This window comes from Vreelandella sp. 2A-K22 (assembly GCF_054065485.1).
Window position 1 is genome coordinate 165879 of record NZ_JBSUGC010000010.1, and the last position, 15873, is coordinate 181751.

Annotated in this window: 16 protein-coding genes; 13 read left to right on the top strand and 3 right to left on the bottom strand. The window is 55.5% G+C overall.

The genetic code is table 11. The annotated features are described in order from the left end of the window. Window positions 1-2: 2 nt before the first annotated feature. Entirely contained in the window at window positions 3-902 is a 900-nt protein-coding gene (locus tag ACW17M_RS14965) for a LysR substrate-binding domain-containing protein (RefSeq protein WP_342584277.1), read from the bottom strand. Window positions 903-1065: 163 nt separating this feature from the next. Here ACW17M_RS14965 and ACW17M_RS14970 point away from each other — a divergent pair, with 163 nt between their 5' ends. Both ACW17M_RS14970 and ACW17M_RS14975 read left to right on the top strand, forming a co-directional pair. Then, entirely contained in the window at window positions 1066-1266 is a 201-nt protein-coding gene (locus ACW17M_RS14970) for a hypothetical protein (RefSeq protein WP_342584278.1), read from the top strand. Window positions 1267-1484: 218 nt separating this feature from the next. Beyond that, window positions 1485-2129, top strand: a complete 645-nt coding sequence (locus ACW17M_RS14975) for a hypothetical protein (RefSeq protein WP_342584279.1) — start codon at window positions 1485-1487, stop codon at window positions 2127-2129. Here the strand turns inward: ACW17M_RS14975 and ACW17M_RS14980 are convergent. Then, the gene (locus ACW17M_RS14980; RefSeq protein ID WP_457547721.1) at window positions 2126-3160 is read right to left on the bottom strand and encodes a zinc ABC transporter substrate-binding protein; all 1035 of its coding nucleotides are present in this window, start codon (window positions 3158-3160) and stop codon (window positions 2126-2128) included. The genes ACW17M_RS14975 and ACW17M_RS14980 overlap by 4 nt on opposite strands. A 118-nt stretch (window positions 3161-3278) precedes the next feature. On the opposite strand from ACW17M_RS14980, the gene ACW17M_RS14985 reads away from it, so the two are divergent. The 8 genes from ACW17M_RS14985 (at window position 3279) to ACW17M_RS15020 (ending at window position 10538) form a co-directional block, all read left to right on the top strand. After that, window positions 3279-4022, top strand: a complete 744-nt coding sequence (locus tag ACW17M_RS14985; RefSeq protein ID WP_342584281.1) for a metal ABC transporter ATP-binding protein — start codon at window positions 3279-3281, stop codon at window positions 4020-4022. After that, entirely contained in the window at window positions 4012-4845 is an 834-nt protein-coding gene (locus tag ACW17M_RS14990) for a metal ABC transporter permease (RefSeq protein WP_457547722.1), read from the top strand. Before ACW17M_RS14985 ends, ACW17M_RS14990 begins: the two co-directional genes overlap by 11 nt. Before the next feature lie 73 nt (window positions 4846-4918). After that, window positions 4919-5581 (top strand): DUF1826 domain-containing protein, encoded by a 663-nt coding sequence (locus ACW17M_RS14995; RefSeq protein ID WP_342584283.1) that lies wholly within the window; start codon window positions 4919-4921, stop codon window positions 5579-5581. A 123-nt stretch (window positions 5582-5704) separates the two neighbouring features. Then, entirely contained in the window at window positions 5705-6184 is a 480-nt protein-coding gene (gene dksA / locus ACW17M_RS15000; protein WP_425348461.1) for an RNA polymerase-binding protein DksA, read from the top strand. Window positions 6185-6190: 6 nt separating this feature from the next. Then, window positions 6191-7306 carry a CobW family GTP-binding protein gene (locus tag ACW17M_RS15005; RefSeq protein WP_342584284.1) on the top strand — a complete coding sequence of 372 codons (1116 nt, stop codon included), beginning with the start codon at window positions 6191-6193 and terminating at the stop codon, window positions 7304-7306. After that, on the top strand, window positions 7303-8205 hold the full coding sequence (gene folE2 / locus ACW17M_RS15010) for a GTP cyclohydrolase FolE2 (RefSeq protein WP_342584285.1): 903 nt from the start codon (window positions 7303-7305) through the stop codon (window positions 8203-8205). Before ACW17M_RS15005 ends, folE2 begins: the two co-directional genes overlap by 4 nt. Before the next feature lie 96 nt (window positions 8206-8301). Next, complete coding sequence (locus ACW17M_RS15015) at window positions 8302-9576, top strand: O-acetylhomoserine aminocarboxypropyltransferase/cysteine synthase family protein (protein ID WP_457547723.1); 1275 nt, start codon at window positions 8302-8304, stop codon at window positions 9574-9576. 338 nt (window positions 9577-9914) lie between these two features. Beyond that, the gene (locus ACW17M_RS15020) at window positions 9915-10538 is read left to right on the top strand and encodes a hypothetical protein (RefSeq protein WP_342584287.1); all 624 of its coding nucleotides are present in this window, start codon (window positions 9915-9917) and stop codon (window positions 10536-10538) included. Between the two features lie 69 nt (window positions 10539-10607). On the opposite strand, the gene speB is transcribed toward ACW17M_RS15020, so the two are convergent. Beyond that, window positions 10608-11510 carry an agmatinase gene (gene speB / locus ACW17M_RS15025; RefSeq protein ID WP_342584307.1) on the bottom strand — a complete coding sequence of 301 codons (903 nt, stop codon included), beginning with the start codon at window positions 11508-11510 and terminating at the stop codon, window positions 10608-10610. 164 nt (window positions 11511-11674) lie between these two features. Between speB and ACW17M_RS15030 the strand changes: the two genes are divergently transcribed. From ACW17M_RS15030 to ACW17M_RS15040, 3 genes are all read left to right on the top strand, one after another. Further along, a complete protein-coding gene (locus tag ACW17M_RS15030) occupies window positions 11675-12598 on the top strand; it encodes a LysR family transcriptional regulator (RefSeq protein ID WP_022521512.1) in 924 nt (307 codons plus the stop codon). Between the two features lie 190 nt (window positions 12599-12788). Next, complete coding sequence (locus ACW17M_RS15035) at window positions 12789-14360, top strand: Re/Si-specific NAD(P)(+) transhydrogenase subunit alpha (protein WP_027958302.1); 1572 nt, start codon at window positions 12789-12791, stop codon at window positions 14358-14360. 16 nt (window positions 14361-14376) lie between these two features. Further along, on the top strand, window positions 14377-15819 hold the full coding sequence (locus tag ACW17M_RS15040; protein ID WP_009286032.1) for an NAD(P)(+) transhydrogenase (Re/Si-specific) subunit beta: 1443 nt from the start codon (window positions 14377-14379) through the stop codon (window positions 15817-15819). The last annotated feature ends 54 nt before the right edge of the window (window positions 15820-15873 follow it).

Below are 15873 nucleotides of genomic sequence, written 5' to 3' on the forward strand. Positions count from 1 at the left end.
AGTTAATCGGGTTGGCCCAAGGGGTGGCCGATTAGCGCCTTCATCCATTCAAGAAACTTGATCAGTGCATCTGAGGGGCGGGCGTCTTTGGGCCATGTCAGGTAGTACGCCTCGCCTGTGCGGCAAACTGTGTCTGACAAGGCGATAAAACTACCTTCCTGCAACTGGCGCTCTACAAATACCTTAATCGCGATAGCGCAGCCAATATTCATGGAAGCCGCTTCATAGGCTAATGCTGAGTTATCGAACTTCATGCCAGATTCTGCATCGGCGACCGATAGACCGCTTTCCGCCAGCCATGTCTTCCAATCGTCTGGGCGCGCCATAGAGTGTAGCAGGCGTACCTTGGCGACATCGTTTTTGGCTAACTTTTCGGTTTCCCATAAGGCGGCTGAGACTATCGGGATAAGCTCAATATCGACTAGTTTCTCGGCGTGTAAGCCTGGCCAATCGCCATGCCCGGAGCGAATGGCGGCATCAACGCTTTGGGTGGGGAAGTCGACAGGTTTTAAGGAGGATGAGAGCTTAACCTCAAGCAACGGATTTTTATTATGAAAATCGGCTAGCCTGGGGATCAACCAGCGCTGCGAAAATGTGGTGTAGGACTGAATAGAAAGCACGTCGCGCTGATTGCGACGTGACACTTTGCGCGACGCGTTTTCGAGTTCCCGGAAGGCATTTTTAACCCCAGCGTAAAGCTCGGCACCCTCTTGAGTGAGCTCAATGCCACGGTGCAGGCGGGTGAACAGCGCTACGCCAAGGTAGTCCTCTAACACTTTGACTTGGCGGCTAACCGCCACTTGCGATACATGCAGCTCATCCGCAGCGCGGGTAAGGCTGCGAAGACGGGCGGCTACCTCAAACGCTCTGAGCGGATTGAGGGGAAGTAGTGGGTGGCTCATAGGGTTACCAACAGTGCCGCTTAAAGCTGACGTATGGGTGAGTGCTTTTGCATAGGTAGCAATGATTTTAAAAAAATAATCGTTATATAAAAATGATAATAACCAACTGATAGTAACCCAACGCCTGATGTGAATCGAGCTAACAAGGGCTTATGGAACTTTGGTGATCACCGCTACCTGGTTCCAATCATTAGGCCAGGCGCGCCCGGCGGCGATGATTGCACTGGGCAATATGACCACTCAGGTGGCTTGCTGGCTTCTTTGGCCGCCGTTATTAGGTATTAGCGGCCCCCGGTTAGTAGTGCCAGTTTCTAACGTGGTTTCGTCACTGCTGGTGCTGATTCTGTGGGTAGGGCGATGGTGACGGCTGAGTAATGAATGGCTAGGAGTCCTCATCTCCTTAGTTTAATGTAAGCTGCGGGGCAGGAAACCCACTTTTAGCCATCTGATCCGGCTTTTTTGAGGCTTTCTGAGCCTGTACTTGTCAGATGTGTGCAGGCATAGTCCTTAGGTTAGTTTTAAGGCTAACAAAACTATTTTTCGCCTAGCTGATTCGGTTTTGTTTATGAGGTGCCTGTTAATATGTTGATATACATTGTCTTTTTTATAATTTTTGTGGGTGTGACCGTTGCTTTATATCAGGTGTACGAAATTCATTACAATATAAACGTCGGCAATGATAAGAAGTTGTCGAAGGCCGATAAAAGCCGCTTAAAAACGCTTTCTGACCAAGCTAAAACCGCCCAACAAAACCATGCATGGGGAGATTTCGATCAAGTGGCGGCCAATGCCTTGGGCCCTGAATTCAATCGGGATATCGCCTTGGCAGCGTTTTCTGAAGAGGAGGCAGGCAGCTATGCAATCCCCTTACTGCGGCGTAAAAAAAGATTGAGTTTTAACGGCGTTAGAGAAGGAGCGGAGAGAAACCGCATAAAAGTACGCCACTTGCCGTTTTGGAAAACAACGCTGCCGAATGTGAATATACGAGCAGCGTTGATTACCCTGGTGATTGTTAATTGTTTTCTGGTTCAGCTATTAGCGGCCATGACTGTCTACACGATTAGCTATCCGATATCGACTCCTTTTCTGGCCTGGCTTAACGACCCCCTGATCATCATGCTGGTTATTTATGCTTTTATCTTTATGTCGCTGCTTGTTTCAAAGTTTGATAGGTATATGCACGACCTTTATCAACTTGGAAAGCTGTTTAAGAAAAAAGCTGTTTAGGCATCGGTGCAGCGCGCAATCTCATTAGCCAGCTGTTCCAGTAGCGCATCGTAAAGGCCTGCATCCAGCGTCAGACCCACGCCCAAGGGATCCATGACGCCGATATAAGCGGACGTATCGCCAAAGACATTATTGACCATCTGCGGATTGAACTGGGGTTCACTGAACACGCACTGGATATTTTCGTCATTCACCAGCGTTTGCAGTTCCTCTATACGTGCCGGGCTGGGTGACGATGCGTCGCCGATGGAAATGGCGCCTGCCGCGTGCACGTTAAAGGCCTCCTCGAAATACTGGTAAGCATCATGGAAAACAATAAAGCGTGTGTCGGCGCTGTTGGCTAAACGGTCTTGAAGAGTCTCCTGAAGGCTGGTTAAGTCCTTCTTGCCCTGGGCGGCGTTGTCGCGATAATACGCGGCGTTATCAGGGTCGATCTCACTTAGCTGCTCGGCGATGGTATCCAGCCAACGGCGGGCATTGGCAGGATCCAGCCAGGCATGGGGATTTATGCCTGTATGGCTGTGATCATGGCCGTGGTGGTCATGATCATGCCCACTTTCGTCATGGCTGTCTTCATGGCGGTGGTGTTCGTGATCGCCGTGATCATGCTCATGATCATGATCATGATCATGGTGCCCGTGACCGTGTTCATCCCCAGCGTTGAGCGCAAAGGTCGCGCCTTCGCGGTATTCCAATGTGGTGATGCCAGGCACATCCATTAGCTCAAGGTGGTGTGCATCACCCGCCAGGTTGTCAATGGGGCCTGATAGCCAGGGCGTCAGCGCGTCGCTTACCCATACCACCAGATCCGCATCATTGATCGATTGTGCTTCAGAAGGCCGTAGCGAATAACCATGCGGCGAGGCACCGGGCTGAATAAACAGCTCAGGATCGCCGCGCTCCCCCATCACCTTGGCGACCAGCGAATACACGGGTGGAATATCCACCGCCACACGCGGAACGTCTGCGGTGGCAACCAGCGGGAAGGCTGCTAACAGCGGCCAAGACAAACGAGCTAAACGGTTATGCATTAAGGTTCTCCTCATCATCAAATATGACCTTTCTCGGTTCGACCATCGGCATCGATACTCGCCTATGCTTGAAGCATATGTTATAACATAACAAATGCACAAAAGACGACCTTCGATTATGCGGCTTGCTCAGCCTACTGATAGCGATGCGATTCTGAACGTTCGCCACTTGAACGTGCGCTTTGGCGGGCAGCATATCCTTGAGAATATCAGTCTCGATTTATATCGAGAGCAGGTGGTGACCCTGATTGGCCCCAATGGCTCGGGGAAATCCACGCTGGTGAAAACGCTGATCGGTGCGGTAAGGCCCACGTCGGGCCAGGTGACTATCGCCCCGCAGCAGCGTATCGGTTATGTGCCCCAACGGCTGCACCTGGATCCTACCCTGCCCATGACGGTTAAGCGCTTTATCAACTTGCCGCGTTGCCATCCCCATCGCAGTGTGCAAAAGGCGCTGGAAGATGCCGGTGCCGAGGCTTTGATCAATGCGGCGATGAGCCAGCTATCGGGCGGCCAGTTTCAGCGCGTGCTGCTGGCCCGGGCGCTGCTGACAAGGCCTGACATTCTGATTCTTGATGAGGCGACACAAGGGCTCGACCACCGAGGCACCGCAGAATTCTACCAGCATATCGAAACCGTGCGCCGCACCTATGGATGCGCCGTGTTGATGGTCAGCCACGACCTCCACGTCGTTATGCGTACCGCTGACCACGTGCTGTGCCTGAATCGCGTTATCTGTTGCGAGGGCAAGCCCGAGCAAGTGGCCTCATCACCGGACTATCAGGCGCTGTTTGGCGATCAGACCGCCCAGACCTTAGCCCTCTACCGCCACCATCATCAGGAGGCCGCCAATGCTGGATGATTTTATGTGGCGGGCGATGATCGCCGGTGTGCTGGTGGCCATGGCCGCCGCCCCCCTGGGCTGTTTCGTAGTGTGGCGGCGCATGGCCTACTTCGGCGATGCGACTGCCCACGCCGCCATTCTAGGCGTGGCGTTAGCGCTGTTATTGGACGTCTCCATCTTCTTAGGCGTACTGACGGTCGCCCTGGTGATGGCAAGCTGTGTGTCAATGCTCAGTGGGCGTGGCTATGCCATGGATACCTTGCTCGGAGTAATGGCGCACTCGGCCCTGGCCATCGGCCTGGTGGCGGTGTCGTTTCTTGCCGGGGTGCGCCTCGACCTGAGTGCCTATCTGTTTGGCGATATTCTGGCCGTCGGCAAAACCGATCTCTGGATTATCGGCGGCGGCGTATTGGTGGTGCTGACGCTGCTTTTCTGGCGTTGGTCATCGTTATTGACCGCCACGTTGAGCGACGAGCTTGCCTATGCCAGCGGCATCCAACCTCGGCGCGAACAGCTGGTGCTCACCTTGGCACTCGCGGTGGTCGTCGCCGTGGCGCTGAAAGTAGTGGGCGTGCTGCTGATAGCGGCCTTGTTGATCATCCCGGCGGCCACCGCCCGGCCTTTTTGCCGCACGCCAGAAGCTATGGCGATTCTGGCCGCAGGGATCGCCATGCTGGCGGTGACGGCAGGGCTGAGAACCGCTTATGTGATGGACACTCCGACCGGCCCGACGATTGTCACGCTAGCCGCTGTGCTGTTCACCCTGGCCACGGTCGTGACCCAAAGCTGGCGCTTGTTGCGTCAGCGTCTCCAGCCTGCGTCCTTTCATTCAGGTAAATAGCGCGATGGAAGCAGTGGCAACCTCTTTTGCCGTATACCCCGTTAGTTCATTAACATCGCTTATGGAGTCATTTATGTCTTCGCTTATGTCTGCAGTACCTGCCGCTCAATTGGCGTTGCCAGACCATGCCGCCAGGGATCACGACATCAGCGTGTTGCCGTGTATTTTTGAAGACGCCATCAACATCGCGATCTTCCAGCGCCCGCTGCCCGCCGATATTGCCTGTAGCGCCCAGGCGCAGTGCCAAACGGATCGTGCCTGGCAATATAGCTGGCTTGGTCACCCTGATGAAGCCTTCATCGCCGACCTGCGCCGTCACATGCCCGCCCCGGACGCGGCTTCCCCGCTGATTGAGGATATGGCGACGATTGCCGAAGCCATCGCCTTTCTGTTTGACACCCAAACCGTCGGCATTCGCCTGCGCCTGCTCAATAGCGCCATGTGCCCGCGCTTTCACTGCGATAACCTCCCCGTGCGCATGGTGACTACCTATGTCGGCCCGGGCAGCGAATGGCTGCCCGAGCACGCCATTAACCGCGAGGGTCTGGGCGCGCCGCACCCCGAGCGACCTGATATCGCAACCGATACCAGCGCTATTCAACGACTTTCGCCGGGGGACATAGCGTTAATCAAAGGAAGCGGCTGGGTAGGCTGCGAAGAGTTGGGCCTGGTGCATAGAAGCCCTGCGCTGGAAAACGGTAGCAAACGACTACTCATGACCATTGAACCTGCTTAATAGCCGCTATCTCAGCAGCTATCTCGACCACTGGGAACGATCATCGACGAGTGCGGTTATGTCTTGATCAGGTCAATATCGCGAGAACAATGAATGGGTAACCAAAGTATGAATGTGCAACATATGAGTAACCAAAGTACGGATGAAAAGGCGGTCAACGTTGACTGGGAGAATGAGTCATCTGAAAAAGCATGGGAAGCCAAGCTATTAGCCATGCCCAACAGTGACTATATGAACGATGAACAGCTGCAGTTCTTTCGTCATCTCCTACTCGCCGAGCGAAGTGAACTTGAGGTGCACTTAAAGGAGATCAAGACTGCAATTGCCTCCCCTGAGCGAGATAGCGATGAAGCGGATCAAGCCTCGTTTGAAGAGGAGCTGCGTCTAGCTCTTCGCCAAGCCGATCGGGAAAGCCGCTTGCTTAGCAACATTGAGGCGGCATTAAAAAGAATTGAGAACGGCGAGTACGGTTACTGCGAAGAGACCGGCGAACCTATCGGGCTCCCAAGGCTGTTTTTTAGGCCTACAGCGAAACTATGCATTGAGGCCAAAGAGCGTCAGGAGAGTAAAGAACACCACTATCGTAAAGCCAGGTGGGAGTGAGCCGTTATGCGGGAGCCACCATTAATCCCGATCAATGTACTGACCGGTTTCCTCGGCAGTGGAAAAACCACGCTACTCAACCGCTGGGTACACCAAACCTCCATGGGCAATACCCTGGTGGTGATCAACGAGTTTGGCGCCATCGGGTTGGATCACCAGCTGATTACCCAAAGCGATGAGCAAGCGGTGATCGAAATGAGCAGCGGTTGTTTGTGCTGCACGTTACGGGGTGACCTTAGTCGCACGCTACAACAAGCATTGGAAGATCTGGAGGCCCAAGACAAAGCCCTACCGTCTCGGGTCGTGATCGAGACCACCGGGCTGGCGTCGCCTGCCTCGCTGTTGCAACTATTGATGACGGATCACTGGCTGGCGCACCGCTTTAAGCTGGATAGTGTGGTTTGCTGCGTCGATGCGGCGAACGGCATGGGGACTCTTGATGCACACCGGGAGTCGCAGCAGCAGGTGGCGGTGGCCGAAAAGCTATTAATCACCAAAACTGACCTGGCCAGCGAGGAGACGGTTTCCCAGTTGGCTAATCGACTGGCTCGACTCAACCCAGCGGCTGAGCAGTGGCAGGTAATCAACGGCGAACTTTCGGCGGACTTGTTAGTGGGGGCAGGGCTGGCCCGCCATGCCCCTTATGCCGGCACGGACAACGACGCTCACAAGGACTCCCAGGAGTATCAGGTCGAGAAGTGGCTCAAAGCCGGCAGTTACGCCGTGCATCAATCAGATCCTTTAACACCCAGGCTGCTCACCGGCGCGCCGCTCGGTTCTTATCAGCCCGAAGGTTCCCCCCACAGCGACAACATTAAATCGTTCTGCTTTAGTGTTAACGAGCTTGTTGAGCCTGAGGTGCTGGAGAATTGGCTGGATACTTTGATGTCGCTAATGGGCGATAAAATGCTGCGCATTAAAGCCATTGTTCATCTTACTGACCGGGATACGCCGCTCGCACTGCACGGAGTGCAACATATTTTTCATCCGCCCGCGCCGCTGCCCAAGAACAGCGTGGGAGACCGTGTATCTCACTTTGTATTTATTACCCAAAACGTGACGCCGGAAACAGTGGCTGAGTTGTACCGCTTTTTTCACGCATCCCAAGAGGTAGCCCAATGACTGTTTTAACCCTGCCTGATGTAGCCAGCCAAACCGCCCGCTCTCCGGCCGCGTTGACCTGGGTGGGCATGGAGGGCATCGCACTCCCCATCCGACTAGGCAGCCGCAGTGTGACGGGCAAGCTCAATGCAGGGGTTAGCCTGGATGACGCTGATGCACGGGGGATCCATATGTCCCGGCTGTATTTGGCGCTGGCACCGCTTGAAGAAGCACCGCTGACACTTCCAGTGGTTAAGGGCGTATTGAATGCATTTTTAACCAGCCAAGATGGCTTATCGCAGCATGCTTATCTAAGCATCGAAGGCGAGCTTCCGCTTAAGCGGCAAGCCTTGATCAGCCCTTTAGCCGGGTGGAAAAGTTACCCCTTCACCTTGCGCTGCCAATTAACGCCCGCTGGCTTTCAGGCTGAACTCGACCTTACAGTGGGGTATTCGTCCACCTGCCCCTGCTCGGCGGCGCTGGCAAGGCAGCTGATTCAGCAGGCCTTTGAGGAAGATTTTGCGGAAATCCCGTTAACCAAATCTGCGGTATCTGCGTGGCTAGGTAGCGAAGAAGGGATACTCGCAACGCCCCATAGTCAGCGCAGCAGTGTCGAATGCAGTTTGCGGTTATCTGAAAGCGAAAACGGAGAATGGCCCCTCGCGGATTCTATTGAAAACTCGATTGACCGTATTGAGCGAGCACTCGGTACCGCGCTGCAAACTGCGGTAAAACGTATCGATGAACAGGCCTTTGCCCTCGCCAATGGACAAAACCTGATGTTCTGTGAAGACGCGGCAAGGCGGCTGGATAAAGCACTACGGCAAGCGCCGGAGGTGTCAGGGTTTCAGCTCAAGGTTGGGCATGCTGAAAGCCTGCATGCCCATGATGCGGTGGCGCGCAGTGAGTGGAATTGGTGAGCGTGTAGTCTCTCCGCTAAACGATTGTTGGCCTTCAGTGCGGCGCTTGTTTAGGATCAATAGCGAACCTTAATAACAAAATAGCGAGCCGTTCTCATGAAGCCAGAAACCATTGCTCTTCACCATGGCTATTCGCCTGATGCACAAAACGCCGTGGCGGTGCCGATTCATCAAACCACGTCGTTTTCGTTCGATAACGCGCAGCACGCGGCGGATCTCTTTGATCTTAAAGTCGAAGGAAACATTTACTCGCGCATTATGAACCCGACCTGCGCCGTGTTGGAGCAGCGGGTGGCCGCACTGGAAGGCGGTATTGCCGGGCTAGCGGTGGCATCGGGAATGGCGGCGATCACCTATGCGATCCAGACCATTGCCGAAGCGGGCGATAACATTGTCTCGATCAGCGAGCTGTATGGCGGCACCTACAACCTGTTTGCCCACACCTTGCCGCGCCAAGGCATTCAGGTGCGTTTTGCCGATAAAGACGATATGGATGGCATCGAAGCGCTGATCGATGAGCGTACCAAAGCGGTTTTCTGCGAAAGCATTGGCAACCCTTCGGGTGGCGTGGTCGACCTAGCAAAGCTTGCTGAGGCGGCGCATCGTCATGGAGTGCCGGTAATAGTCGATAACACCACGGCGACGCCGTTCCTATGTCGGCCGATTGAGCACGGGGCGGATATCGTTGTCCACTCGGCGACCAAATATATCGGCGGCCACGGCACCACGGTGGGCGGTGTGATTGTTGATTCGGGCACCTTTCCCTGGGCCGAGAATGCCAGCCGTTTTCCGCTACTTAACGAGCCTGATGTCTCCTATCACGGTGTGAGCTATACTCGTGATGTGGGCGATGCGGCCTTTATTGCCCGCGCCCGGGTGGTGCCACTACGCAACATGGGGGCGGCGCTCTCTGCCCAGGCGGCCTGGAACCTGCTTCAGGGGTTGGAAACATTGTCACTGAGGATCGAGCGTATCTGTGCCAATGCCTTAGCGGTTGCCAAGCATCTGGAAAGCCATCCGTTGGTCACCTGGGTGCGTTATGCTGGCTTGGAAAACCATCCCGATCATGCGCTGGCCCAGCATTATATGAACGGCCATGCCTCGGGGATTCTTAGTTTTGGCATTGAAGGTGGGCAGGCCGCTGGTGAGCGCTTCTACGATGCGCTGGCGCTGATTCTCCGCCTGGTGAATATCGGCGATGCCAAAAGCTGCTCTTCCATTCCCGCCTCTACCACGCACCGCCAACTCAACGAGCAGGAGCTAAAAGCCGCTGGTGTCACGCCGGATATGGTGCGCCTGTCGATCGGCATTGAGCATATCGACGATCTGCTGGCGGATATTGATCACGCGCTGGCGGCCTCTCAAGGGTAGCGCAGAACTGATTCAAAACCCGTCAAATAACAGGTGGCGTTAGGTGTAGGCCTAGCGTCATGTTGTTTACGACATCAGCTTACAATAGTTAGAATCATTAAGCTGGCTTAACCTCCGCAATCAACTCTGCCTAGCGCTAGCATCGGCTTGACCGCGACCAGTATCTCGAGCCAGTTCTGTTCGTTTTAGCATATGCACAATGCTTATTGCGACGTTTGAGTTGATGAAGTTTCTTTCGGTGCTGAATTCGAACTAATGGCCAGTACTTCAAGCGAGTAAGTTGTAGCGGAAGAACTGCGCGGTTTCGAGATGACTGTTAATTTACAAGGAGAAATGCCATGAAAAAGCTACCTTCGTACTGCGGGATGCTGCTTGCTAGTGCTTTGGTGCTGCCCGTATCGACTGTCGCGGTGGCCGATGAGGTCGTCGAACAGATCGAGTTGGGTCTTGAACTCTATCAGGAAGAGGATTATGGCGGCGCCCTCACCGAACTCGAGTTCGCGATAAGCGACATTCGCAAACTGCAGTCGAACCGTCTCGCCGAGACCTTCCCCATGCCGCCTGAAGGTTGGGAGGCTGAGGATGCCGAATCCAATGGCGGTGGCGCTGCGGCTATGATGGGCGGTGGTGCCATGCTCGAACGCCAGTACAGTGAAAGCGATGGCAGTGGCCGGCTTAAGGCAAGCATAATGATCGACAACCCTATGGTTCAGGGCATGGCTGCACTGTTCAACAACCCGGCCATGTTGACCGCCCAACCTAATACCGAGCGGGTTCGCATGGGCCGTGAATCGGCCATTGTCAAGTGGGAGCCCAACCGCTCTCAAGCTGAGGTCACCATGTTGCTTGATGGGCGCATTCTGATCCAGGTGGAGGGGGAGAGCTTGGCATCCCAGGATATGGCGGTGGAGCTAATGCGCAGTTGGGATATCGACGCAGTGCGTGAACAAGCCGGTCGCTAGCATTGCCGAGGCGATCGATAACCCAATAGCAGGTGCTAGAGCACTAATGGCGCCCTTTACGTTCAGCCATCAAGCGCTCTTAGACGCTGCCAACGTATACAAAAACTCAAGCCCCAGCGTCGCGGCGGCAAGCGAGGTAATGTCGCCGTGATCGTAGGCGGGGTTCACTTCCACCACGTCCATACCGACCAGTTCCATGCCTACCATACCGCGAATTACTTTCAGCATCAGGTCGGTGGACATGCCGCCGCAGACCGGCGTGCCTGTGCCGGGGGCGTAGGCGGGGTCGAGGCCGTCGATGTCCAGGGTTACGTAGGCGGGGTGATAACCCACGCGGGCACGAATGCGTTCAAGCACGGCCGCTGCACCGTGGTCATTGACCCAGTCCGCATCCAATACCTCGTAAGGGTGGTTGTGGCGGTCGTAGCTTGTGCGAATACCTATTTGCAGCGAGTGCTCAGGCACCACCAAGCCTTCTTTTAAAGCGTGGTGAAAAATAGTGCCGTGGTCAAAGCGCGTGCCTTGCTCGTAGGTGTCTGTGTGGGCGTCAAAATGGATCAGCGCCAGCGGGCCGTGCTCTCGGGCGTGGGCGCGCAGCAGCGGCAGGCTGATGTAGTGGTCGCCGCCCAGAGTGAGCATCTTTTTGCCCGCACTTAACCAACGATTGGCGTGCGTTTCCAGGTTATCGACCAAACTTTCGGGCTCACCATATGCGTAATCAACGTTGCCTGCATCGCACACCTTGAGGCGCTCTTCCAATGCGAAGTCCCATGGCCAGCGCTTGCCTTCCCAAATCAAATTAGCGGTACTTTGACGAATAGCATTCGGCCCCATACGGGTGCCCGCACGGCCAGAACAAGCAAGGTCAAAGGGAACGCCACTCACCACAACGTCGGCGTCGGTTGCCTTAGGATCCGATGCTTTTGCTACGCCCATAAAGGTAGAGATCACATCGCCATAAAGGCTGGGCATGGTTTGTGTTTGTGGGTGGGTCACCGGTGTGCTTCTCCTTGCGTGCTGGATTATCGTTGATAGTCGCGGGTGGGCGAATAGGCAGCAGACAATAAGCAATTTCTGGTGATAAATTAAATGAATGTTTAGAATTTAATCATTCGTGATATGAATGATGAGGATTTATGCGCTCGCTACGCCATTTCGACCTAAACCTTCTACTGGTATTTGAAGCGCTGATGCGCGAGCGTCACGTCACTCGCGCGGCAGAAACGTTGCATTTAAGCCAACCCGCCTTGAGCCATGCCTTAAAACGGCTGCGTGAATCGTTGGATGATCCGCTACTAGTGCGTACCGAAAACGGTATGCAGCCGACACCCCGGGCACTCGCGCTACTGCCCGTGGTGCAACAGGCGCTAGCGATGCTTCGACAAGGTCTTGCGCCCCCCGCGATGTTTACGCCTGCCAACAGCACGCGACGCTTTACGCTCGCCACCACGGATTACTTTGAAGAGGTCATGTACCCGCTCTTTTTAAGTCAGCTGCTGGCCTATGCACCGGGCATTAGCTTTTCCATTGAGCTGATTACCCCAGATGTGCTGAGTGAGGGGCTGGAACAGCGCCAAATTGATATGGTGGTAGGGCTGGATAGCCAAAGCGCGCTGCCCAGCGGCGTGATTCAGACTCCCTGGATGGATGAGGAACTGGTCTGCCTGGCTGCTACCCATAATGTTCGCGTGGGCGATGTACTGAATATTGGTCAGTTTGCGGATGCGCTCCATGTGGAGCTGGCGGATATTAGCGGTCTGCGCCCCAGTAATATCGACAGCTGTCTTGTTCAACACGGCTTAACCCGCCGGGTCATCTCTAAAAACCTCAACTATATCGCCGCGGCACGGGTGGTGGCGCTGACGGAAGCGATCATGACGCTCCCACGTCAAATGGCTGAACGGTTCGTTGCTATGCTGCCGGTGCGTTTGGTGGAGCCGCCTAAAGAGCTCCCCGCACTAAAAATGACGTTGATTCAGCATGGGCTCTATGCCAATGATCCTGCTAACAGGTGGCTCTACCAGGTGCTTACTGAGTTTGCTAACGACTTTAGACGTTAAGGGAACCATCATGCACACTAGTGGATGTTGTAATTAAACAACCCTGTTGTATCAAAGGTTGAATAGTATCTGGCAGCCACCCCGTTAGATCCTAGACTGCTATTAAGGCGTTATCACGGACGCCGTTAAAGGTGCAGGGCCCATTGAGCAACTGCGGCACTGCAATAAGGTTAAGCAAGGGAGAACAAGAGTGAAAATAGGCGCACCGAAAGAGAGTGCCCGGGGGGAAGCGCGCGTCGCGCTGACCCCTGAGAGCGCTAAGCAGATCCAAAAACTGGGCCACGAGTGCTTGGTAGAAACCGGCGCTGGCTTGGCAGCGGGCTTTAATGACGACACTTATCGTGATGCAGGCGTTACCGTCGTGGACGGGGCTGATGCGCTCTGGAACGACGCTGAGGTGGTCATTAAAGTTCGAGAGCCCTCTGATGAAGAGGCCGAGCGGCTGCGGGAAGGCCAAACCTTGATTGCCTTCTTCTGGCCAGCGCAAAACGAAGCGCTGCTCGAGAAGTGCAAGGCCCAGGGCGCCACCGTTATTGCTATGGACATGGTGCCGCGTATTTCACGGGCGCAGAAAATGGACGCGCTCTCCTCCATGGCCAATATCGCCGGCTACCGGGCGGTGATAGAGGCGGGCAACAACTTTGGCCGCTTCTTCACTGGCCAGGTAACGGCGGCAGGTAAAGTGCCCCCGGCCAAGGTGTTGGTCATTGGCGCTGGCGTGGCGGGATTGGCGGCGATCGGCACGGCCACCAGCCTGGGCGCCGTAGTGCGCGCCTTTGACGTACGCCCCGAGGTCTCTGAACAAATCGAATCCATGGGCGCGGAGTTTCTGTTCCTCGATTTCGAAGATAGCCAGGACGGTTCCGAAAGCGGTGGCTACGCCTCGCCCTCAAGCCCGGAGTTCCGCGAAAAGCAGCTTGAGTGTTTCCGCGAGCAGGCGGCCGATGTGGACATCGTGATTACCACCGCGCTGATTCCCGGCAAGCCCGCACCTAAGCTGTGGTTGGAAGATATGGTCGAGGCCATGAAGCCGGGCTCGGTGGTGATCGACTTAGCGGCTGAGAAAGGCGGCAATTGCGATCTCACCAAGCCAGACGAGCGGGTGGTGTCGGATAATGGCGTGGTGGTGATCGGCTACACCGACTTCCCCTCGCGCATGGCAACGCAATCATCGCTTCTCTACGCCACCAATATCCGCCATATGTTGACCGATCTGACGCCCGAGAAAGACGGCGTGATCAATCATAATATGGAAGATGACGTGATTCGTGGCGCCACCGTGACGCACCAGGGTGAGGTCACCTTCCCACCGCCGCCGCCCAAGGTGAAAGCGATTGGCGCGGCCAAGCCGAAGAAGAAAGAAAAAGAGCCCACGCCGGAAGAGAAAAAAGCCGCCGAACATGCGGCGTTCAAGGCGCAAACCAAGCGTCAAATCGGATTGCTGGCTGTCGGCGGTGCGCTCATGCTGCTGCTTGGCCAGGTGGCGCCGACCTCATTTATGCAGCACTTTATTGTCTTTGTGCTGGCCTGCTTTATCGGCTTCCAGGTGATTTGGAACGTGAGTCATTCGCTGCATACGCCTTTAATGGCGGTGACTAACGCGATCTCGGGCATCATTATTCTCGGTGCTATTTTGCAGATTGGCACGAGTAGCGTGATCGTGGGCATATTAGCGGCGATTTCGGTGCTGATCGCGTCAATCAATATTGTGGGTGGCTTCCTGGTGACACGCCGGATGCTGGCCATGTTCCAAAAATCTTAAGCGGCGGAGAGACGATATGTTAGGACAAGGATTCGTATCTGCCGCGGCAATCGCGGCGAGTGTGCTGTTTATTCTGTCGCTGGGCGGCCTGAGTAACCAAGAAAAAGCCAAACGAGCCGTGTGGTACGGCATTGTGGGCATGGCGGTGGCGGTGTTCTTTACTGCTTTAGGCCCGGGTATTGGCGGCTACTGGTGGCTGATTCCGATGATGGTGATTGGGGCAGGCATCGGCGTGTACGTAGCGGGCAAGGTCGAGATGACCGAAATGCCCCAGCTAGTGGCGGCGCTGCACAGCTTTGTCGGTTTAGCCGCGGTGTTTGTGGCCTGGAGCGCGGACTTAGAGCGCCGCCGAGTCATGGCGGCGCAGGCAGTGGATGGCGCCGCACAGGAGTTTTCCGCTTTTGCCGCGCTGGTGGCCACCAAGGCCCCAGACGAACTTACCTTTCTGCAAATTGAGGTGGTTTTCGCCATCTTTATCGGCGCGGTGACCTTCACCGGCTCGGTAATAGCGTTTGGAAAGCTGGCAGGTAAAGTCGACGGTAAACCACGCCAACTGCCTGGCGGCCATTTGCTCAACGCCGGGGCGGCCGTGCTGTCACTGCTATTGGCGATTTTGTACCTCAACGGCGCAGGCTTCTGGACGCTGCTAGTGCTCGCAGCGCTGGCATTCTTTATTGGCTACCATCTGATTATGGGTATTGGCGGTGCCGATATGCCGGTGGTGGTCTCCATGCTCAACAGCTACTCCGGCTGGGCGGCGGCGGCGGTCGGCTTTACGCTCTCCAACGACCTGCTGATTGTCACCGGTGCGCTGGTGGGCTCCTCCGGTGCGATTCTTTCTTACATTATGTGTAAGGCGATGAACCGCAACTTCGTCAATGTGATCCTAGGCGGCTTTGGTGGAAGCACTGGGCCTGCGGCAGAGATCGAAGGCGAGCAGGTGGCGATTGACGCCGGTGGTGTAGCGAGTGCCCTGAACGATGCCGATAGCGTGATTATCGTGCCGGGCTACGGCATGGCTGTGGCCCAGGCGCAAAGCGCAGTGAGCGACCTGGTGCGTAAGCTACGTGCAGCGGGCAAGACCGTGCGCTTCGGTATTCACCCGGTCGCGGGCCGCTTGCCAGGGCATATGAACGTACTGCTGGCGGAAGCCAAGGTGCCTTACGATATCGTGCTGGAGATGGACGAGATCAACGACGATTTCCCCACCACCGACGTGGTGATCGTGATCGGCTCCAACGACATCGTTAACCCGGCGGCCGAGGAAGACCCCAATAGCCCCATCGCTGGTATGCCGGTATTGAAGGTATGGGAAGCCAAGCAGGTGTTCGTCAGCAAACGCGGCCAGGGCACCGGCTACTCCGGTATCGAAAACCCGCTGTTCTTCAAAGAGAACACGCGGATGTTTTATGGCGATGCCCGGGATAGCCTGAATACACTGCTGCCGTTGATTGATTAGGCCTTTGCATCTTAGCTACCCATGCAACTTAGCTAGACGCTAGGTTACTAAGAG